The organism is Klebsiella sp. 54 (assembly GCF_018223875.1).
Classification (GTDB): Bacteria; Pseudomonadota; Gammaproteobacteria; order Enterobacterales; family Enterobacteriaceae; genus Klebsiella; species Klebsiella quasipneumoniae.
In genome coordinates, this window is sequence record NZ_JAGRRA010000007.1 from 20,866 (window position 1) to 39,863 (window position 18,998).

Below are 18,998 nucleotides of genomic sequence, written 5' to 3' on the forward strand. Positions count from 1 at the left end.
CGCGCACCGTGTATAATAGGCAAAGCTATTCAATTTTCTGCAATCTGTTCCTTGTAACAGATTGATTATCCAAAGATTAAGGTGATTTAAATCATGGGATTCAAATGCGGTATCGTCGGTTTGCCCAACGTCGGCAAATCCACCCTGTTCAATGCGCTCACCAAAGCGGGTATTGAAGCGGCCAACTTCCCCTTCTGTACCATTGAGCCGAACACCGGTGTCGTACCGATGCCCGATCCGCGTCTGGACAAGCTGGCTGAAATCGTCAAACCGCAGCGTATCCTGCCGACCACCATGGAGTTCGTTGATATCGCGGGCCTGGTTAAAGGCGCGTCCAAAGGCGAAGGTCTCGGCAACCAGTTTCTGACCAACATCCGCGAAACCGAAGCTATCGGTCACGTGGTTCGCTGCTTCGAAAACGACAATATCATTCACGTCGCGGGGAAAGTGAACCCGGCGGAAGATATCGACGTTATCAACACCGAACTGGCGCTGTCTGACCTTGATACCTGCGAACGTGCGATTCACCGCGTCTCCAAAAAAGCCAAAGGCGGCGATAAAGACGCGAAAGTTGAGCTGGCCGCGCTGGAGAAATGCCTGCCGCAGCTGGAAAACGCCGGTATGCTGCGCGCGCTGGATCTGACCAAAGAAGAGAAAGACGCCATCCGCTATCTGAGCTTCCTGACCCTGAAGCCGACCATGTACATCGCGAACGTCAATGAAGACGGTTTCGAGAACAACCCGTACCTCGATCAGGTTCGCGCCATCGCCGAGCAGGAAGGGTCTGTGGTGGTGCCGGTGTGCGCCGCGGTTGAAGCGGACATCGCCGAGCTGGACGATGAAGAACGTGACGAGTTTATGGCTGAGCTGGGCCTCGAAGAGCCGGGTCTGAACCGCGTGATCCGCGCTGGTTACGCCCTGCTGAACCTGCAGACCTACTTCACCGCTGGGGTGAAAGAAGTGCGCGCATGGACCATCCCGGTAGGGGCGACTGCGCCGCAGGCAGCCGGTAAGATCCACACCGACTTCGAGAAAGGCTTTATCCGCGCGCAGACCATCGCTTATGAAGACTTTATCGCCTACAAAGGCGAACAGGGCGCGAAAGAAGCCGGTAAAATGCGCGCTGAAGGCAAAGATTACATCGTCAAAGATGGCGATGTGATGAACTTCCTGTTCAACGTCTGATCCCGCTGGCTGGCATTTCTGCCGCCATCGAGTAATAAAAAATCCACGCACCGGCGTGGATTTTTTTTCGTGCGCCAGACGGCGCGCTACTCCACGATATGGGTCTCTTCTGCCGCTTCGTAGCCATCAACGATCTGCACAATCTTTTTTAACTCGTCCTCAATAAAAGCCGGGGTGGCGCTTTCCCCTGAGGCCGGGTGATGAAGCTCCACCGAGATGCCGCTGGCAGCATTGGTCAGCGACAGGCTAATCTCCTGCGGATCCGCCGCAGACGAGGGTCGCCCGATATGCTGCGCGATGGTCGCCGCCGCCGCGCGCGTATCGACTTCCGCGAGATGCCCCCACCTCATTTCAACATGCCCCTGCTGCCCTGCCTTTATCACCTGCAGCGTATAACCGCTTTTTGCCATTGCCATGTCTTATCCTCCGGTTTCATTGCCCGGGCGACACATTCTCAGCCCGGTTTTATCAGCAAAGTTCGAACACTTCCGCCTTGCCGTTAATGACTCTTTTCCACATAGGTCTGCATATTTTCTTTGGTCACTAACTCAAACGGGATCCAGACATGGGATTCGACTTTTTCTCCTTTAATCAGCTTCAGCGCCACCGCTAAGGCCGTTTTGCCCTGACCAACGGCATCCTGGAAGACTGTTACCTGGATCTTATCGCTGGCCAACGCTTTTAGCCCATCCGGCGTGGCGTCGATCCCGCCGATCAGCAACTTCTTCTGGCTCTTCTCCAGCGCCATCGCCGCGCCAATCGCCATCTCATCGTTGTTCGCCGCCACAATATCAATCTCTTCCCCGTTACCTGCCCAGTTCTGCATCAGATCCATTCCCTCGCTGCGGGAATAGTTGGCCGGCTGTTTCTGCACCACTTTCATCGCCGGGTATTTGGCCACCACCTGCTCTACGTCTTTGGTGCGCTGCAGCGCGCCGGCATCGGTGAGATTGCCGATCATGATGGCGACGTTGCCTTTGTAGTTTGCCAGCTTCGCCAGCGCTTCCATCTGTAATGTACCGGACTCCCGCTCGTCCGATCCGACAAACACCACGCCAGGCGGTAACGTTTTATCCCCCGGCGTCCGGTTCACATACACCAGCGGCATTCTGGCCTGCTGCGCCATCTTCGTCAGCTGCGGGGTGCTGGCGGAGTCCACGGGGTCCACAATGATGGCGTCCACGCCGGAGGCGATGAAGCTCTGCACCTGATCGGCCTGGCGTCCGGTGTCGCCGCGGGCGTCTTCGAACTGCACATCGACGTGACGGGCTTGAGCTTCTTTCTCAATGGACTGACGGATAATGGTGAGAAAGTTTTGATCGAAGTAAGCCATCGAGACGCCGATCTTATCCGCTAATGCCGAAGCGGAACTGGCCAGAAGGCCTACTAACAGGATGATTTTACAGTGCTTCATAGCATGCCCTCAGAGGTCGAAATAAAATTTTCAATATAAACACAAACGGTATATTTAAATCATTTTCAGACTACGAAGGGCGTAGAGTTCTTGCAATCATGATGTAAAGAAAATGTTGCCATGCGCACACTTTATTTCACCGCCTCACTCACCGAAGGCCCACCGGTTGCGGGTCGCGCAGCGGGCGGCGACGCCGGCTGATTTCGCTTCAGCAGGGCATACTCCACGATCGGCTGTTGCAGATGCAGTTCGGCGAGGCTGCCGCGGGCGGCAGGCCAGGGTTGACCCGCGGGGAGCGCGGCCAGCTCGCGCAGCTACTCCTCCAGCGGAACGGCGCGGTTAAGCGACTGCATGATGGCAAACACCGCCGTTTTCAGTTCGCTCACCGTCAGGTGCTTCCCCTTCTGCTCGTCGAGGGCATTGAGCTGACCGGCGAGCCGTTGCAGCTGCCGCATGCCCTCCGCCCAGCCGGTGAGGTGTTCCGCGGGCAAGCTGCTCGGCATACGGCCAGTTAATATTCGGCCGCGCCGGGTGGTTGAGCTTGTTCATTTCTGCACGCAGCGCAATAAAATCGGCCAGCGTGCGCGGGTCGCCACCGGTTTAATAGCGGAGGTCTGTATGTGTTGTCATCATGATGTCTGTCAGCGCGAGGATTAGCGGGCGGAGCGAGCGTCAAGGTACTGCTGGCGGTTGAGGTGGCGGATCAACACCCGGCCATTGCCAGGCGCTACATTACCCCGTATTTTGGGTTTCCGCTGTGGGCGGATGAAGTCACGATCGCGAGAGGAACAATGAAACCGTTATTTGTCTATGGGACGCTCTGTCCCGGTCGCAGCAATGCGCATATTCTGGAGACGATCGGGGGCGAGTGGCGTCCGGGCTACGTCACTGGCACCTTTTACGCGCGCGGCTGGGGCGCTGCCGCTGATTTTCCGGGGATCGTCCTCGACGCCAACGGCCCGCGGGTCAACGGCTATCTGTTCCTGTCCGACCGGCTGGCGGCGCACTGGCCCATGCTGGACGAGTTTGAGGAGGGGTACGATCGGGTGTCGGTTGAGGTGACCACCGACGATGGACAGCAGGTCAGCGCCTGGATTTATCAGCTCCAGCCCCGGGAGTAATCCCCCGCCAGTCTCGCGCTACTGGCCACAGCGGCCCAGCACGTCCGCGGGTCTGGCGTCGTTTCCGCCAATGCAGGTATACTTGCCAGATGTTTCCTAAGCTTCAGATACGCAAATGACAAAACTTACCTTACAAGAGCAGATGCTCAAAGCCGGCCTGGTCAGCAGCAAAAAAATGGCCAAAGTCCAGAGAACGGCGAAAAAATCCCGCGTGCAGGCCCGTGAGGCCCGGGAAGCGGTGGAAGAGAATAAAAAAGCCCAGCTGGAGCGCGATAAACTGCTCAGCGAGCAGCAAAAGCAGGCGGTGCTGGCGAAAGAGTATAAAGCCCAGGTCAAGCAGCTGATTGAGATGAATCGCATTACGGTCGCCCGGGGCGATATCGGCTTTAACTTTACCGATAATAATCTGATCAAAAAAATCATGGTCGACAAGACCACCCAAACCCAGCTGATTAACGGCCGTCTGGCGATTGCCCGCCTGGCGGTGGATAACAAACCTGAAGGGGAGTATGCGATTATTCCGGCGGTCGTGGCAGAGAAAATTGCCCAGCGCGATGCCAGCAGCATCGTGTTGCACAGCGCCCTGAGTCAGGATGAACAGGATGAAGACGATCCGTACGCCGACTTTAAGGTGCCCGACGACCTGATGTGGTGATCGCGGGCTTCCGGCGGCAGGCGATCAGAACGAGCTTGCCTGCTGGATATGCATCGGCTCGCGGCTGACGGGATGGACAAAGCGCAGCTCGCTGGCGTGCAGCATCAGCCGCGGAGCCTGTTCCGTGCCCGGCAATTCCCGGCCGCCATAGAGATCGCAGCCAAGGATCGGATAGCCCAGCAGCTGACAGTGGATCCGCAGCTGATGGGTGCGCCCGGTCTCCGGGGTAAGCGCCACCCTCGTCAGCGCCAGCGCCCTCTCCCCTTCCCGCGTCTGGTACAGGCGGTCAATGACCCGGTAGCGCGAACGCGCCGGTTTGCCGTGCCGGACACTGATCGACATGCGCGGGAAACGGGCCGGGTCTTTGGCGATCGCCGCCTCCACGACCCCCTCGTCTTCCGGCAGATGGCCGCACAGCAGCGCCGTATAGACCTTACCCACCGTGCGCTGGCTGAACTGTTGGCACAGCGCAGCGTTAATCCCCTTGTTGCGGGCGACCACCATCAGACCGGAAGTGCCGAAGTCAAGGCGGTGTACCAGGGTACAGCCCGGAAAGCGCTGGACCAGTCGATGATGGACAGAGTCGAGGTTGCGCGGATCTTTGCCTGACAGGCTCAGCAGCCCGGCCGGTTTATTGATTAGCAGCAGGTGTTCATCCTGATACAAGAGGGTGATCTGGTCGCGGCACGGCGGCGCGACAAAGGTATCGATAATGGTGGACATCAGGCGGCCCGAAGAAGGAGTGGCCGGCGATAGTACCCCATTTTGTCCGCCGGTACGACGCTGGCGCACGATCCGCCCTCGCGGCGGTGTCATTTATCACCCACACTTATCGTAAAGGCATGGTCTGCGCAGGCAATGTGCTTTACACTGCGCGCTGCAAAATTTGAGTTAACCAACGAGTAAGAACGGTAATGGCGATGAACGGAACAATCACAACGTGGTTTAAAGATAAAGGTTTTGGATTTATCAAAGATGAAAACGGCGAAAACCGGTATTTTCATGTGATTAAGGTCGCCAATCCCGATCTCATCAAGAAAGACGCGGCGGTGACTTTCGAACCAACCACCAACAATAAAGGGCTGTCGGCCTACGCGGTCAAGGTCATTCCGGAGAGCAAATATATCTATATCGCCGGCGAGCGGCTGAAGCTGACCTCCATCAAGTCCTATGTGGTTTACCGGGAAGAAGAGCCGGTCGAGACCCGCGTGGATAAAGAAAACGCGGTGCTGTCGGTCGGGCTGCTGATGAACAGCATCCGGCCAAAATCCACGGTGCAGCCGGGAGAGATGCGCTCGGTGAAAAAGCTGGCGATCACCACCTTTCAGGGGACAACCCTGATCTTCTCGGAAGACGAAATCGATATCGATGCCACGGTAAAACTGCTCAAGGTTTGACGACCCGGCGTGCGGTCAGCCGCGCGCCCAGTCACCTGCCGAGCCGATTTTCGTCGCCATCGCCCCTCACCGGACGGGGCGAGGCGTCAGACAGCCGATAAGGATGCCGCCGCCATGCCCGTAAATTTTGACTTCAACGATCTCTATGCCTTTCGCGCCCTGATGGAGTATGGCAGCTTTCGGCTGGCCGCAGAATCCATTTGCCTGTCGCAGTCGGCCCTCAGCCGGCGCATCGAAAAGCTGGAGACCGCCTTGGGCAACCGGCTGTTCGAGCGCACCACCCGCCGCGTGACCCTTACGCTGTATGGACAGAATTTTGCCGAACGTTCAGAGCAGCTGCTGGCCCACGTCGAGACGGTGCTGGCGGATATCAGCCAGGTCAGCAAGGCGCGCACCGGGCTGGTGACGGTGGCGACGGTACCCTCTGCCGCCTACTACTTTATGCCGGACATCATCCGCAGCTTTCAGGCGCGTTATCCCCAGGTGCGTATCCGGCTGATTGACAGCAGCGTCGGGAATGTGATCGAGGCGGTCAGCAGCGGACAGGCTGACTTTGGGCTCTGCTTTGCCAAAAACCTGCCGGCCAGCATCGAATTCACCCCGCTGGCCGACGACCGCTATGTCGCCGCCTGTCGGCATGACCATCCGCTGGCAGGCAGGACGCACCTCAGCTGGCAGGCATATTTTGAACAAGATTATATTGGCCTCGATCGGGTCTCCGGCAACCGGACGCTGCTCGACCGGGAGCTGGCGCATCTGACGCCGGCGCGGCCAAGCATTTGCGAAACCCGCCACGTCACCACGATGCTGGGGATGGTGGAAGCGGGCATCGGCATTGCCGCCGTACCCGCGATGTCAATGCCCGCTGGGGAGCATTCCGTTCTCCGCGCCGTGCCGCTCACTGATCCGGTGGTCACCCGCACGGTAGGCCTGATCCGCCTCAGCGGCCGTATTCAGTCCTACGTAGCGGCAGAGCTGGAGAAGCTGATTATTGAACAGTATCCTTCTGGCTGACCGGCGCAGCGGCGGCCACGCTTCGCATACCGGTGGCGTGGATGGTCTCCTGCGCCGCCGGTGAGGCCAGATAGGTCAGCAGCGCCTTTCCTTCCTGCGGGTGGTCGGCGCTGACGGTCACCGCCCCGGCAAAACGGGTGATGTACTGCAGGTTATCCGGCAGTTCGCCGACGAAGGTTACGCCGGGCACCGGCAGCAGTTCGCTCACCTGCTGAAAACCGATCGCATAACGTCCCTTCGCCACTTCCGAGGCCACCGGAATACGCTCCACCATCTGCGCTTTGCTTTGCATTGCCTCATCAATGCCCAGGCGGTGGAACAGCGTCGAGCTGACATAGCGTCCGCTGGCGCTGTCGGAGTACGCGACCGACGGGGCAGCCAGCAGCGCCGCCCGCAGCTGGTCTGCGCTGCGGATGGCCGGCAGCGGCGCTCCCGCTTTCACCACCACGCCGATGGGCGAGTCGGCCAGCTCCCGGCGGGAATCCGGCTGCGTTCGGCCCGCTTTCTCAAGGCTGGTCAGCGCGTCGCCGACCATAATCACCACGTCCGCGTGTTCGCCCCGCGCCAGGCGGTTAGGGATCGCCTGCGGCGTTTTCCCCATTGACGGGCCGGGGATCACCACGAGATGGTTGCCAGTTTGTTTTTCCCACGCCGGGGCCAGCTTTTCCAGCGCCGCTTTGAAGCCGCCGGAGATCATCACGGTGACCTCAGCGGACAGCGCGCTGCCGCCGGTGGCGGCCAGCAGCAGCGTGGCCAGCAGGGTTCCTGTCGTTTTACGCATCATCCTCTCCCTGATTAACGTGCCGTCTGCAGCGCGACGGCGCTGCGGCGATAGAGGTAGCAGGTGGCCAGCAGACCGCAGACGGCGGCAAAGCTCATCCAGTAGCCAGGGGAGGCTTTATCACCGGTATATTCGATCAGCGCCGTGGAGATCACCGGCGTGAAGCCGCCAAACACCGCGGTCGCCAGGCTATAGGCCAGCGAGAAGCCTGCCACGCGCACTTCGGCGGGCATAATTTCGGTCAGCGCCGGGATCATCGCCCCGTTGTACATGCCGTAGATAAACGACAGCCACAGCAGCACGCTCAGCATCATCAAAAAGCTCGGCGCGTTCGCCAGCATGGTCAGCGCAGGCCAGGCAGTAGCCAGCGCCAGCAGCGTCATGGCAATCAGCACCGGTCGGCGGCCAAAGCGGTCGGACAGCGCCCCACCCACCGGCAGCCAGAAGAAGTTGGAAATCGCCACCAGCAGCGTGACCAGCAGGCTGTCAGAGGCGCTGAGCATCAGCACTTTTTTGCCAAAGGTCGGCGCATAGACAGTGATCAGGTAGAACGCGGTGGTGGTCATCGCCACCATCATCATCCCCGCGATGACCACCTGCCAGTTCGCCAGCAGGGTGGCGAACACCTGGCGCATCGCCAGGTGATGGCGGCGGGCAGTAAACTCCTGAGTCTCCTCCAGCTTACGGCGCAGCACAAAAATGAACGGCACGATCAGGCAGCCAAAAAGGAACGGAATACGCCATCCCCAGTCGCTGATGGCGCTCTGCTCCAGTACGGCGTTGAGGGCAAAGCCCATCGCGGCCGCCACCATGATGGCGACCTGCTGGCTGCCCGACTGCCAGCTGGTGTAAAACCCTTTGCGGCCCGGGGTGGCGATCTCGGCCAGATAGACGGATACCCCGCCCAGCTCAGCGCCGGCGGAGAAGCCCTGCAGCAGACGGCCGATCAGCACCAGCAACGGCGCCCACAGGCCAATGGTCTGGTAAGAGGGGATCAGCACGATCAGGAAGGTGCCGGTGGCCATGATCGTCAGGGTCACAATCAGCCCTTTGCGCCGCCCTACCTTGTCGATATAGGCGCCAAGCACGATGGCGCCGATGGGCCGCATCAGAAAGCCGGCGCCAAAGACCGCAAAGGTCATCATCAGCGAGGCGAATTCACTGCTGGCCGGAAAAAAGGTATGTGCGATGTAGGTGGCATAAAACCCGAACAGGAAAAAGTCGAACTGTTCGAGAAAGTTACCGGACGTGACGCGCAGAATGGCGCCGAGCCGATCACGGGTACTCATCAGTGAGGTTGTCGAATGCATGCAGGTCTCCAGTTTGTTATCCACGCGTTGTCGCGCGCCTGTTGCTGAAGACTGAAACAGAACCCGGTATGAAATAAGCGTAATAAACGCATCCATTGATGCAATTTACGCATAAATAACATTTAGCTAATTAACATTACTTTTATATACAATCATTTAACACTTTCTGTACCCTCAGCATCGGTGGTGGAGATGAAAATGTGAGTTTTCCGTTTTGTGACCGAGGCCAGGGTACGCGGTTGCGCCCCCGACGGTATAAGACATGCCTGGTCCGGGATGGTTAACGCGATGCGCAGCGGCGATAGGTTAATAACCCGGATGTGGCCTCAGGGCGCCGGCGCCGTGGCGACGTTCCCCAGCGTCTGCAGCAAGGAGATCAGCCAGCGGGTGGCCTCGCGTTTCCCACTGCGTTTATGGGCGTAAATCTTGACGTCAAACGGGGGAACCGGAAACGGCAGCGGGAAAATGGTCAGCCGGGCGGCGCGGGCCATCGTCTCCGCCGCCCGCCGGGGCAGCGCCATCAGCAGATCGCTCTGCTCAATAATAAAGGGGGCGCTCAGCATCGAGGGCGTTTTCACCGCCACCTGCCGCGAATAGCCCTGCCGCTCCAGCTCGCAGTCCAGCACCCCCTGCCGCTCATTCCACGGGGTTACCACCAGATGACGGGCCGCAAGATAGGCGTCCAGGGTCAGCGCCGTGCGGTCAGCCTGACTGATGACCACATATTCGTCCCGCAGCCAGTTGATCTCCTCAAGATCGGGATGGGCTGGCTCGTCAGGGGTGTTGAACCCGAGAGCCAGGTCGACCTCGCCCGCCAGCAGCTCGGTCAGCGCCGGGCTATGGGGCAGATAACGAAGCTCAAACCGCAGCCCGGGCGCCTCCCGCTGCAGGCGGTGCATCAGCGTCGGAAAGACGCAGAATGCGGTGAAATCGGTGATCGCAATCTGCATGCAGTCGGTGCTGGCGCTCGGCACAAACGCCGCCGGCGGCGTCAGCTCCTGATTGAGAAATTTCAGCGCCGAAGCGATAGAGGGCGCCAGCTGGCTGGCATAGACGCTGGGACACATCCGGTGGCCTTCGCGATAGAACAGCGGGTCGTTGAGGGCGCTGCGCAGCCGGGAAAGCGCATGGCTCAGCGCCGAGGTGCTCATCGCCAGCTCTTCCGCCGCCAGGCGCACCGAGCGGGAGCGATAGACCGCGTCAAAGACCGGCAGCAGGTTGAGGTCAATCCGGCGCAGGACTGGATGCATAATATTCATCATTTGCTGATTTCATTGCACTTAATTCTTTTCACAATACCGCTTATGCTCTGGGTCAGCAATGTTGCTTTCCTTGATACCATTCAGACAGGACGACCCATGAGCATCACGATCCGCCAGGCCACCCCGGACGACGCCACCGCCATTTACGACATGATTTATGAACTCGCGGTCTACGAGAAAGCCCCCGAAGAGGTGGTGACGACGGCAGAGGAGATCAGAGAGACGCTGTTTGCCAGCAGCAGCAAAACTGAGGCGCTGATCTGCGAGGTGGCGGGCAAAGCGGTGGGCTACGCCGTGTTCTTCACCAGCTACTCCACCTGGCTTGGCCGCAATGGCATCTATATGGAAGATCTGTACGTGACCCCCGACTATCGCGGGATCGGCGCCGGGAAAGCGCTACTGAAAACCATCGCGCAATATGCTGTACAGCGTCAGTGCGGGCGTCTGGAGTGGAGCGTGCTCGACTGGAACCAGCCGGCGATTGATTTCTATCTGAGCATTGGCGCGCAGCCGCAGGATGAGTGGGTGCGTTATCGCCTCACGGGCGATGCGCTGCGGGCCTTTGCGGAGTAAAGCGGCTCGCCAGCAGGTCGGCGCCAGGCGTCGACCTGCTGGCCGCGGATCAGGCTTCGACCGCGCTATTCTGCAGCTGCGGACCGGCCAGCGCCAGACGCGCGCCCGCTTCGGTATCGCTGTACTGCTTAAAGTTATCCATAAACAGCTGAGCCAGACTCTCCGCCTTCTCCTGCCACTTATCCGCTGAGCTCCAGCCATTACGCGGATCCAGCACCGCGCTGTCGACTCCCGGAATGCTCTGCGGGATCGCAAGATTGAATACCGGGATGGCCTCATCGCGCAGCGGGCCGGTGGTACCGTTGAGGATTGCGCTAATGATGCTGCGGGTATCGCGCAGCGACAGGCGTTTGCCCTCGCCGTTCCAGCCGGTGTTGACCAGCCAGGCTTCCGCACCGGATTCCGCCATCTTCGCCGCCAGGACGCTGGCGTACTGGGTCGGGTGAAGCAGCAGGAACGCCGCGCCGTAGCAGGCGGAGAAGGTCGGCGTCGGCTGGGTAATGCCACGCTCGGTGCCCGCCAGCTTCGAGGTGAAGCCCGACAGGAAATGGTACTGCATCTGCTCGGTGGTCAGACGGGAGACCGGCGGCAGGACGCCAAACGCGTCAGCGGCAAGGAAAATGACCTTCGACGGATGGCCTGCGCGGGACACCGGCTTGACGATATTGTCGATATGCGACAGCGGATAGGAGACGCGGGTATTCTCGGTTTTGCTGCCGTCGGCATAATCCACGCTGCCGTCGGCGCGCACCACCACGTTTTCCAGCAGCGCATTGCGGCGGATGGCGCCATAAATCTCCGGCTCCGCCTGCGGGTCGAGATTAATGGTCTTGGCGTAGCAGCCGCCTTCGAAGTTAAATACCCCGTCATCGTCCCAGCCGTGCTCGTCATCGCCAATCAGCTGACGATGCGGGTCGGTGGACAGCGTGGTTTTGCCGGTACCGGAGAGGCCGAAGAACAGCGCGACGTCCCCTGCTTCGCCACGGTTGGCCGAGCAGTGCATCGACGCGATGCCTTTCTGCGGCAGCAGGTAGTTCATGACCGAGAACATCCCTTTTTTCATTTCGCCGCCGTACCAGGTGCCGCCGATGAGCTGAATACGCTCGCTCAGGTTAAAGGCGACGAAGTTCTCGGAGTTCATGCCCTGCGCCTGCCAGTTGGCATTGGTGCAGCCGGCGCCGTTGAGCACCACGAAGTCTGGCGTAAAGCTGGCCAGCTCGTCGGCGCTCGGCACGATAAACATGTTTTTGACAAAGTGGGCCTGCCACGCCACCTCGGTAACGAAGCGCACGCCAAGGCGGGTGTCCGGGCTGGCGCCGCACCAGGCGTCGATGATGTACAGTTTTTTGCCGCTCAGCTGGCCTGCGACCAGGCTTTTCAGGCTGCGCCACACGTCTGGCGATAATGGCTTATTGTCATTGCGGCCGAGGCCGGAGTCAGCCCACCATACGGTGTCGCGCGTCTGCTCGTCTCTGACGATATATTTATCGCGCGGCGAGCGGCCGGTGAAGATACCGGTATCCACTGCCACAGCGCCAGAGTCGGTCATCACGCCGCGGGCCGCGCCGGTCAGCTCAGGGGAGGTTTCATGTGCAATAAGCAAATCGTAATCAGGGTTGTAAAACAATTCGCCGCTTGCATTAATCCCCAGCTCCTGCAGAGCCATTTTTACTGATTCAATTTGTTGTGACATGGAACTCCTGACAAACTATTTAAGGTAAGAGGCCTGGGTTATTCATTGCTTTCGTCTTCGTCGCCCGCTATTGAATAAGATAATTCCGGGGCAATGAAATAAAGCAATAAATAACCGTGAGTCGCGATTTCATATCGTGCTCATGTAGGGTTGCCGATACGCATTCATAAATCTCAACTTTCCAAAAAATGTTAACACCTGTCGATAATTATGTTAATTGCATAGTTTCTATGCGCTATGCTAAAATTGCATAGCCTTTATTGCGTTTTTGAGGACTGGATCGGTGTTGGCAAATCTGGAAGTAAAATGGCTGTATGATGTGATTGCTCTCGAGGAGTCACGCAGCTTTACCCTGGCGGCCAAAGCCCGCAATATCTCCCAGTCCTCGTTCAGCCGACGCATCCAGTCGCTGGAGGCTTCCCTCGGATTCAGCATCTTCGACCGCAGCGCCAACCCCCTGCAGTTGACCAACCGCGGGAAAATTTTTGTCGGCTATGCGCGAAATATGCTCGACGATATGGATTTTCAGATCAGCCGTATTAAAGGTTTAAATAACACCACGCAAAAAATAAGAATCGACGCCGCCCCTTCGCTGTCGGTGTTATTGCTGCCGGAAATTATCGCCGGTTACACCGACCGTAAAAATAAGACTTTTCATGTTGAATCGATTAACGTCAACGACGCCGTATTTAACCTGAAAGAGGGTAAAAGCGATTTTATCCTCTCCTTCTATAATGAAGAATTAATGAACTATCCGTTTATTAATCATAAAATTTTTGATTCTTACCTACACCTGGTCTCCCCCTGCGACGAACATGGCCGGCCGCTGTTTCATTTACATCGCGGCGTGCTGCCGCTGATGAAATACGCCAACGACAGCTATATGGGGCGCCAGGTGAACCAGGTCATCGACCGCACGCCGGAGATCACCTTCTCCCTCACCTTTGTCTCTTCCATGAGCGAGCTGCTCAAGCGCATGATCCTCAATGGCGACGGCGTGGGCTGGCTGCCGCAGTACTCTATTCAGCGCGAGCTGGACGAAGGCCGACTGACGATCCTCGATGAGAGCCTGTCGCTGCCGATCGGCGCCTGGCTCTACCGCTCCGGCTCGCGGCTTAACCAGGCCGCCGAACGTTTCTGGCAGCACATTAAAACCCGTAACGAAGCGCAGGATTAACTCTCTCAGCCGCTGATCCCCAGATACGCCTTACGCACCTCCGGGTCGTTGAGCAGCGCCTGGCCGCTGCCGCTCAGGCGGATCTGGCCGTTCACCATCACGTAGGCGCGGTCCGACAGGTTGAGGGCATGGCGGGCGTTCTGCTCCACCAGAAACAGCGTCATTCCCTGGGCCGTCAGCTCGCGCAGGATCTGAAATATCTGCTTCACCACCAGCGGCGCCAGCCCCAGGCTCGGCTCATCCAGCAGCAGCAGGCGCGGCCGGCTCATCAGCGCCCTGGCGATGGCCAGCATCTGCTGCTCGCCGCCGGAGAGGGTCATCGCCCGCTGTCCCCGCCGCTCTTCCAGCCGGGGGAACAGCTGGTACATCCGGGCCTTGTCCTCGGCCTGATAGCGGTTGCCGATGGCAATGGTCCCCATCAGCAGATTCTCCTCGACGGTCATATCGGGAAAAATGCGCCGCCCTTCCGGGGCCTGGGCGATGCCGTTGCTGGCGATAAAGTGGGTCGATTTCCGGCTGATCGCCTCCCCGCGATAGAAAATCTCCCCGCCGGCAATGCGCGGCTGGCCGAAGACCGACATCAGCAGCGTTGATTTACCGGCGCCGTTGGCGCCAATCAGCGCCACCGTCTCCCCATCGTTGACGGTGAGGGAGACCTGCTTCAGGGCGTGGATCGGCCCGTAGAAGACATCCACCTCATCAAAGGCAAGCAGTGGCTGGCTCATCGGCGGGTCTCCTCTTCCTCAGCGCCAAGATAGGCGGCAATCACGCTGGCGTTGGCCTGGATCGCCTGCGGCGCGCCGCGGGCGATGACGTCCCCGTGGTCGAGGACGATGATATGATCCGAAATCTCCATCACCATCCCCATATCATGTTCGATCAATAGCACCGTGATGCCGTGCTGCTGACGCAGAAAGCGGATAATCCGGCTCAGCGCCTGGGTTTCCACCGGGTTGAGTCCGGCCGCCGGCTCGTCCAGACAGATCATCTCCGGGCGGGTGCACATGGCGCGGGCGATCTCCAGCCGCCGCTGCTGTCCGTAGGAAAGCGTTCCCGCCAGACGGTTGGCGCAGTCCACCATCTCCACCACCTCCAGCCAGTAAAAAGCGCGATCCAGCGCCTGACTCTCCGCCTGCCGATAGCCGCGGGTATTGAGGATCCCGGCCAGCAGATGGCGGTTAACCTGGGTATGCTGGGCCACCAGCAGGTTCTCAATCACCGACATCTCGCGGAACAGGCGAATATTCTGGAAGGTACGCGCCAGGCCAGCGCGGTTCACCAGATGGGTGCCGCCGAACATCTTGTAATAGATCCGCCGCCCCAGCTGCGCCGGGTGGAGAAAATCGTCCGGGTGAAGCTTTTGCCCCAGCACCTGAATGACATCGGTGACCTTTTCCCGCGCCCGCAGCACGATGCTCCCCCCCGTCGCCCGATAAAAGCCGGTCAGGCAGTTAAATACCGTGGTTTTGCCCGCGCCGTTGGGGCCGATCAGGGCGGTGATCGACCCCCGCTCCACCTCCAGATTGACGTCATTCAGCGCTTTGATGCCGCCGAAATGCATCATCAGATGCTCAACGCGTAAGATGCTGTCGGTCATGGCGCGACTCCTTTTCGCCACGCAACCCCGCTGCGGCTGGTGCGCACCAGGCCGCGCGGCCGCCAGATCATCATCATCACCATCAGCACGCCGAACAGCAGCACGCGATATTCGTCAAACCCGCGCAGCAGCTCCGGGGTGACCGTCAGGACAAACGCCGCCAGCACCACCCCCAGGGTGGAGCCCATACCTCCCAGCACCACAATCGCCAGGATCAGCGCCGACTCAAAAAAGGTGAACGACGTCGGGTTAACAAATCCCTGATAGCTGGCGAAGAACACCCCGGCGATGCCGGCGGTCGACGCGCCGAGCATAAACGCCGAAAGCTTGACCAGCACGTGGTTGAGCCCCATCGCCCGACAGGCGATCTCATCCTCGCGCAGCGCCTCCCAGGCGCGGCCGATAGGCATCCGCGTCAGGCGATGCTTCACCAGCAGCACCAGCATCACCACCAGGCACAGCACGGCGTAGAGAAAGATGAATTTCAGGTTGGGGTTGTAGCTGACGTGGAAAAACTCATGGACGGGGATGCCGCCATCCTTAGCCCGGCGGGTAAATTCGAGGCCAAATAGCGTAGGGGACGGCACCGGTACGCCGTTGGGACCGCCGGTGAAGCTCACCCAGTTGTTGAGCACCAGGCGGATAATTTCGCCAAAGCCGAGGGTGACGATGGCCAGATAGTCGCCATGCATACGCAGCACCGGAAAGCCGAGCAACGCCCCGGCGAGGGCCGCCATCACCGCCCCCAGCGGCAGCATCGCCCAGAAGCCGAGCCCGAGGTACTGGTAGCCCAGCGCCAGGCCGTAGGCGCCGATGGCGTAAAACGCCACATAGCCCAGATCGAGCAGCCCCGCGAGGCCCACCACAATATTTAACCCCAGGCCAAGCAGAACGTAGATCAGCCCAAGGATGGCCACGGTCAGCAGATATTTTGTGGCGAGAAACGGAAAGACAATGGCCAGGCCCACCAGCATCGGCATTATCCAGCGCAGCCGCGAGCGGTAGCCCGGCGGCCGGACGTACACCCCGTCATCCGCCCCCTCAAAGCGGGCAATAAAGGCTTTTCCCCTGTGGCTCTGCAGCAGCAGGCTGAGCGCCAGCCTGCCGGCCATCACCACCGCCACCAGAATCGCCACCCGCGCGGGCGCGAGGGTAAAGCCATACCCTTTGAGCACCACGCCGACGATCGGGCCAAAGACAATTAATGCGCAAAGACCGGCCAGCACGCTGTCGATCAGCGCGCTTTTGATTTCCCGCGCAGGCTGGCGCGTCAGTTCACCCATAGAGCCCCCTCAGACCTTGGCCACCAGCGGACGACCCAGCAGCCCCTGCGGGCGAAAAATCAGGATCGCCACCAGCAGCGCAAAGGAAAAAACGTCTTTGTAATCCGAATTCACCAGCCCGGCGAACTGGGCTTCGGCCACCCCAAGCAGCAGACCACCCAGCATCGCGCCCGGCAGCGAGCCAATCCCGCCCAACACCGCGGCGGTGAAGGCTTTGATGCCGATAATAAATCCGATGTAGAAGTCGAAGGTGCCGTAGTTCATGGTCACCAGCACCCCGGCCAGGCCGGCCATCGCCGCGCCGATGACAAACACCAGGGAGATCACCCGGTCGGTATTGATGCCAAGGATCGCCGCCATGCGCCGGTCCTGCTGGGTGGCACGGCAGATGCGCCCCAGCCGGGTGTACTGAATAATCCAGGTCAGGATCAGCATCCCCGCCAGCGCCGCGACGAGAATAAACACCTTGGTCCAGGTGATCTGCACCACCCCATCGCCCACCGTCATGCGCAGCGCGCCGCTGAGCAGCGTCGGGATCCCCTGCTGGTTCGGCCCCTGGCTCAGCTGGACATAGTTCTGCAGGATCAGCGACATCCCGATAGCCGAGATCAGCGGCGCCAGCCGCGTCGAGTTGCGCAGCGGCCGGTAGGCGATGCGCTCGATCGCCCAACCGTACACGCCGGTGACCACGATGGTGAACACCAGGGTGGCGAAAATCAGCAGCGGAAAGGAGTGGATCCCGAAGAAAGAGAGCAGCGCCAGGCCGATGGCGCACAGGTAGGCGGAGACCATATACACCTCGCCGTGAGCGAAGTTGATCATGCCGATGATCCCATACACCATGGTGTAGCCGATGGCGATTAAGCCGTACACCGCCCCCAGCGTCAGCCCATTGATCAATTGTTGCAGAAAAAACGCCGTCATAGCCCCTCCAGCCGCCAGGCCGACGGCCGCCGGGATGGGTACCCGGTCGACCGCCGTCATGTGACGATTCGCAAGTCAAAAGGACAGAACGTCCTCAGGTCGTGGCCGATCAGAGCTGGTGATATTTGCCCTTGTCATCCCACTGATAGACCACGTAGTCGGACACCTTGAGGTCGCCTTTGCCATCCCAGGCTTTCTTGCCCATCACCGTCTCGACGTCGTGGTTCTTCAGCCAGTCGCTGGCTTTGGCGTTATCGGTGCCGACGGCGTTCCAGGCCGCGGCAATGGCCTGAATGGAGGCGTAGGCGTAGAGGGTATAGCCTTCTGGCTCAAAGCCGCTGGCGCGGAACTTCTCGATCACCGCTTTGCCGTCCGGGAGGGTGCGCGGGTCCTGACCAAAGGTCATCAGCACGCCGTTGGTGAACTGCGGCCCGCCGGCGGCCGTCACCAGCTCCTCGGTGACGATACAGTCGCCGGAGAAGAATTTAGCCTGCACTCCCTGCTCGCGCATCTGGCGCACCAGCGGGCCGGCCTCAGGGTGGCAGCCGCCAAAGTAGACCACGTCCGGCTTGAGGGCGCCGATCTTGGTCACCAGGGCGTTAAAGTCTTTTTCACCGCGGGAGAGGCCTTCGTACAACACTTCTTTGGTGCCCCGCTTCGCCAGCGCTGCGCGGGTGGCATCGGCCAGCCCCTGGCCATAGGTGTCTTTATCATGGATGACGGCAATTTTCTTCGCCTTCAGCACGTCCAGCATATAGTTGGCGGCAATCGCCCCCTGCTGATCGTCGCGACCACACATGCGGAAGAGATCCTTCATGCCGCGCTCGGTGATCTGCGGGTTGGTGGAGCCGGGGGTAATGGTCAGGATCCCGGCTTCGTCATACACCTCGGAGGCCGGCATCGTTGAGGAAGAGCAAAAGTGCCCCACCACGGCGGAGACTTTCGCCTCGTCCACCAGTCGGTTAGCTACCGCTACCGCCTGTTTCGGTTCGCACGCGTCATCCCCCTGCACCAGCACAATTTTTTCGCCTTTGATGCCGCCGGCGGCATTGATATCAGCCACCGCCTGCGAAGCCCCTTTCCAGTACTGGGCGCCGTAGGTAGCGTTGGGGCCGGTGAAGGGCCCGGCGACGCCGATCTTTACGTCAGCCTGGGCGTAAAAGGCCATGCTCATACAACCTGCTATCACAACATGAAGCGTCATTGTTTTCAGTTTCAAAGACATTCGGATATTCCTCAGCGATTTAGAGCCTGGCGTCATGGAATGACGCAGAAAATATCACTTACCGTGTGGTGCCGACGCAGGCACAGCGCCAGGACGGCCAGGGTGGAAGAAGCAAAAATCCCGCCAGGTAGAGAGGGCCCGCCGGAGAGCGGACGCCCCGGTCGGTGCGCACGCGACGGCAACCCGTGCCGCATCCGGCAAGGGCGCATTCCCTTTCAGGTCAGGAGATCGGTTGCCATCACGTGGCGAGCCGGACAACGCGGTATCCGTACCGGCCCGTGAGCTAAACATAGATGCAGTTAGCGCTCGCTGCGCGCCAGCGTGGTGCAAAAATGCGAATATGATCAACAGTGGTGATTATTTTGTTGCGGTAATGTGAAGATGATA

20 protein-coding genes and 1 pseudogene are annotated in these 18,998 nt (G+C 59.7%); 8 read left to right on the top strand and 13 right to left on the bottom strand.

The genetic code is table 11. From position 1 onward, the window contains the following. The first annotated feature begins 93 nt into the window (after nucleotides 1–93). Nucleotides 94–1,185: a redox-regulated ATPase YchF gene (ychF, locus tag KHQ24_RS16720; protein WP_004203224.1), complete on the top strand. Its 1,092-nt coding sequence runs from the start codon at nucleotides 94–96 to the stop codon at nucleotides 1,183–1,185. An 86-nt stretch (nucleotides 1,186–1,271) separates the two neighbouring features. Here ychF and KHQ24_RS16725 read toward each other — a convergent pair whose 3' ends face one another. The 3 genes and pseudogenes from KHQ24_RS16725 to KHQ24_RS16735 form a co-directional block, all read right to left on the bottom strand. After that, the gene (locus KHQ24_RS16725; RefSeq protein ID WP_004203225.1) at nucleotides 1,272–1,601 is read right to left on the bottom strand and encodes a DUF1869 domain-containing protein; all 330 of its coding nucleotides are present in this window, start codon (nucleotides 1,599–1,601) and stop codon (nucleotides 1,272–1,274) included. A gap of 83 nt (nucleotides 1,602–1,684) precedes the next feature. Beyond that, the gene (locus KHQ24_RS16730; RefSeq protein ID WP_004203227.1) at nucleotides 1,685–2,599 is read right to left on the bottom strand and encodes a sugar ABC transporter substrate-binding protein; all 915 of its coding nucleotides are present in this window, start codon (nucleotides 2,597–2,599) and stop codon (nucleotides 1,685–1,687) included. Nucleotides 2,600–2,730: 131 nt separating this feature from the next. Next, nucleotides 2,731–3,093 (bottom strand): annotated as a pseudogene (locus KHQ24_RS16735) (VasL domain-containing protein); the annotation flags it as partial. A 297-nt stretch (nucleotides 3,094–3,390) separates the two neighbouring features. On the opposite strand from KHQ24_RS16735, the gene KHQ24_RS16740 reads away from it, so the two are divergent. Next, nucleotides 3,391–3,720: a gamma-glutamylcyclotransferase family protein gene (locus tag KHQ24_RS16740; RefSeq protein ID WP_004203231.1), complete on the top strand. Its 330-nt coding sequence runs from the start codon at nucleotides 3,391–3,393 to the stop codon at nucleotides 3,718–3,720. Nucleotides 3,721–3,835: 115 nt separating this feature from the next. Beyond that, entirely contained in the window at nucleotides 3,836–4,375 is a 540-nt protein-coding gene (locus KHQ24_RS16745; RefSeq protein ID WP_017899854.1) for a DUF2058 domain-containing protein, read from the top strand. Between the two features lie 24 nt (nucleotides 4,376–4,399). Here the strand turns inward: KHQ24_RS16745 and KHQ24_RS16750 are convergent, their stop codons facing one another. Then, complete coding sequence (locus tag KHQ24_RS16750) at nucleotides 4,400–5,098, bottom strand: RluA family pseudouridine synthase (RefSeq protein ID WP_032456279.1); 699 nt, start codon at nucleotides 5,096–5,098, stop codon at nucleotides 4,400–4,402. Nucleotides 5,099–5,289: 191 nt separating this feature from the next. On the opposite strand from KHQ24_RS16750, the gene KHQ24_RS16755 reads away from it, so the two are divergent. Together KHQ24_RS16755 and KHQ24_RS16760 are read left to right on the top strand one after the other, a co-directional pair. Beyond that, nucleotides 5,290–5,772, top strand: a complete 483-nt coding sequence (locus KHQ24_RS16755; RefSeq protein WP_004203243.1) for a cold-shock protein — start codon at nucleotides 5,290–5,292, stop codon at nucleotides 5,770–5,772. A gap of 114 nt (nucleotides 5,773–5,886) precedes the next feature. After that, entirely contained in the window at nucleotides 5,887–6,786 is a 900-nt protein-coding gene (locus tag KHQ24_RS16760) for a LysR family transcriptional regulator (protein ID WP_017899856.1), read from the top strand. Here KHQ24_RS16760 and KHQ24_RS16765 read toward each other — a convergent pair. The 3 genes from KHQ24_RS16765 to KHQ24_RS16775 form a co-directional block, all read right to left on the bottom strand. Continuing rightward, a complete protein-coding gene (locus KHQ24_RS16765) occupies nucleotides 6,761–7,570 on the bottom strand; it encodes a substrate-binding domain-containing protein (protein WP_025999205.1) in 810 nt (269 codons plus the stop codon). The genes KHQ24_RS16760 and KHQ24_RS16765 overlap by 26 nt on opposite strands. Before the next feature lie 11 nt (nucleotides 7,571–7,581). After that, nucleotides 7,582–8,877, bottom strand: coding sequence for an MFS transporter (locus KHQ24_RS16770; RefSeq protein WP_004203248.1), 1,296 nt, complete (start codon nucleotides 8,875–8,877; stop codon nucleotides 7,582–7,584). Nucleotides 8,878–9,203: 326 nt separating this feature from the next. Beyond that, nucleotides 9,204–10,136: a LysR family transcriptional regulator gene (locus tag KHQ24_RS16775; RefSeq protein WP_032425943.1), complete on the bottom strand. Its 933-nt coding sequence runs from the start codon at nucleotides 10,134–10,136 to the stop codon at nucleotides 9,204–9,206. Between the two features lie 99 nt (nucleotides 10,137–10,235). On the opposite strand from KHQ24_RS16775, the gene KHQ24_RS16780 reads away from it, so the two are divergent. Next, nucleotides 10,236–10,712 (top strand): GNAT family N-acetyltransferase, encoded by a 477-nt coding sequence (locus tag KHQ24_RS16780; protein WP_004203250.1) that lies wholly within the window; start codon nucleotides 10,236–10,238, stop codon nucleotides 10,710–10,712. Nucleotides 10,713–10,761: 49 nt separating this feature from the next. Here the strand turns inward: KHQ24_RS16780 and pckA are convergent, their stop codons facing one another. Then, complete coding sequence (gene pckA / locus KHQ24_RS16785) at nucleotides 10,762–12,405, bottom strand: phosphoenolpyruvate carboxykinase (ATP) (RefSeq protein ID WP_053810212.1); 1,644 nt, start codon at nucleotides 12,403–12,405, stop codon at nucleotides 10,762–10,764. 283 nt (nucleotides 12,406–12,688) lie between these two features. Here pckA and KHQ24_RS16790 point away from each other — a divergent pair, with 283 nt between their 5' ends. Beyond that, entirely contained in the window at nucleotides 12,689–13,582 is an 894-nt protein-coding gene (locus KHQ24_RS16790) for a LysR substrate-binding domain-containing protein (RefSeq protein WP_004203253.1), read from the top strand. A 5-nt stretch (nucleotides 13,583–13,587) separates the two neighbouring features. Here KHQ24_RS16790 and KHQ24_RS16795 read toward each other — a convergent pair whose 3' ends face one another. The 5 genes from KHQ24_RS16795 to KHQ24_RS16815 all read right to left on the bottom strand — a co-directional run bounded on the left by KHQ24_RS16795 (nucleotide 13,588) and on the right by KHQ24_RS16815 (nucleotide 18,554). Further along, a complete protein-coding gene (locus KHQ24_RS16795; RefSeq protein ID WP_211777366.1) occupies nucleotides 13,588–14,307 on the bottom strand; it encodes an ABC transporter ATP-binding protein in 720 nt (239 codons plus the stop codon). Next, nucleotides 14,304–15,179, bottom strand: coding sequence for an ABC transporter ATP-binding protein (locus KHQ24_RS16800; protein ID WP_004148803.1), 876 nt, complete (start codon nucleotides 15,177–15,179; stop codon nucleotides 14,304–14,306). Before KHQ24_RS16800 ends, KHQ24_RS16795 begins: the two co-directional genes overlap by 4 nt. Next, nucleotides 15,176–16,462: a high-affinity branched-chain amino acid ABC transporter permease LivM gene (livM, locus tag KHQ24_RS16805; RefSeq protein ID WP_004203256.1), complete on the bottom strand. Its 1,287-nt coding sequence runs from the start codon at nucleotides 16,460–16,462 to the stop codon at nucleotides 15,176–15,178. The genes KHQ24_RS16800 and livM overlap by 4 nt, the downstream gene beginning before the upstream one ends. Nucleotides 16,463–16,471: 9 nt before the next feature. Beyond that, nucleotides 16,472–17,386 (bottom strand): ABC transporter permease subunit, encoded by a 915-nt coding sequence (locus tag KHQ24_RS16810; RefSeq protein WP_017899862.1) that lies wholly within the window; start codon nucleotides 17,384–17,386, stop codon nucleotides 16,472–16,474. 109 nt (nucleotides 17,387–17,495) lie between these two features. Next, nucleotides 17,496–18,554 (bottom strand): branched-chain amino acid ABC transporter substrate-binding protein, encoded by a 1,059-nt coding sequence (locus KHQ24_RS16815; RefSeq protein WP_004203259.1) that lies wholly within the window; start codon nucleotides 18,552–18,554, stop codon nucleotides 17,496–17,498. A gap of 289 nt (nucleotides 18,555–18,843) precedes the next feature. Between KHQ24_RS16815 and KHQ24_RS16820 the strand changes: the two genes are divergently transcribed. Continuing rightward, nucleotides 18,844–18,990, top strand: coding sequence for a hypothetical protein (locus tag KHQ24_RS16820; protein WP_032425919.1), 147 nt, complete (start codon nucleotides 18,844–18,846; stop codon nucleotides 18,988–18,990). Nucleotides 18,991–18,998 lie beyond the last annotated feature (8 nt).

Bases quoted from the DNA above. Each gene is read 5' to 3' on its own strand.
- ychF (WP_004203224.1), top strand. From the start codon at position 94: ATGGGATTCAAATGCGGTATCGTCGGTTTGCCCAACGTCGGCAAATCC.
- KHQ24_RS16725 (WP_004203225.1), bottom strand. From the start codon at position 1,601: ATGGCAATGGCAAAAAGCGGTTATACGCTGCAGGTGATAAAGGCAGGG.
- KHQ24_RS16730 (WP_004203227.1), bottom strand. From the start codon at position 2,599: ATGAAGCACTGTAAAATCATCCTGTTAGTAGGCCTTCTGGCCAGTTCC.
- KHQ24_RS16740 (WP_004203231.1), top strand. From the start codon at position 3,391: ATGAAACCGTTATTTGTCTATGGGACGCTCTGTCCCGGTCGCAGCAAT.
- KHQ24_RS16745 (WP_017899854.1), top strand. From the start codon at position 3,836: ATGACAAAACTTACCTTACAAGAGCAGATGCTCAAAGCCGGCCTGGTC.
- KHQ24_RS16750 (WP_032456279.1), bottom strand. From the start codon at position 5,098: ATGTCCACCATTATCGATACCTTTGTCGCGCCGCCGTGCCGCGACCAG.
- KHQ24_RS16755 (WP_004203243.1), top strand. From the start codon at position 5,290: ATGGCGATGAACGGAACAATCACAACGTGGTTTAAAGATAAAGGTTTT.
- KHQ24_RS16760 (WP_017899856.1), top strand. From the start codon at position 5,887: ATGCCCGTAAATTTTGACTTCAACGATCTCTATGCCTTTCGCGCCCTG.
- KHQ24_RS16765 (WP_025999205.1), bottom strand. From the start codon at position 7,570: ATGATGCGTAAAACGACAGGAACCCTGCTGGCCACGCTGCTGCTGGCC.
- KHQ24_RS16770 (WP_004203248.1), bottom strand. From the start codon at position 8,877: ATGCATTCGACAACCTCACTGATGAGTACCCGTGATCGGCTCGGCGCC.
- KHQ24_RS16775 (WP_032425943.1), bottom strand. From the start codon at position 10,136: ATGAATATTATGCATCCAGTCCTGCGCCGGATTGACCTCAACCTGCTG.
- KHQ24_RS16780 (WP_004203250.1), top strand. From the start codon at position 10,236: ATGAGCATCACGATCCGCCAGGCCACCCCGGACGACGCCACCGCCATT.
- pckA (WP_053810212.1), bottom strand. From the start codon at position 12,405: ATGTCACAACAAATTGAATCAGTAAAAATGGCTCTGCAGGAGCTGGGG.
- KHQ24_RS16795 (WP_211777366.1), bottom strand. From the start codon at position 14,307: ATGAGCCAGCCACTGCTTGCCTTTGATGAGGTGGATGTCTTCTACGGG.
- KHQ24_RS16800 (WP_004148803.1), bottom strand. From the start codon at position 15,179: ATGACCGACAGCATCTTACGCGTTGAGCATCTGATGATGCATTTCGGC.
- livM (WP_004203256.1), bottom strand. From the start codon at position 16,462: ATGGGTGAACTGACGCGCCAGCCTGCGCGGGAAATCAAAAGCGCGCTG.
- KHQ24_RS16810 (WP_017899862.1), bottom strand. From the start codon at position 17,386: ATGACGGCGTTTTTTCTGCAACAATTGATCAATGGGCTGACGCTGGGG.
- KHQ24_RS16815 (WP_004203259.1), bottom strand. From the start codon at position 18,554: ATGGCCTTTTACGCCCAGGCTGACGTAAAGATCGGCGTCGCCGGGCCC.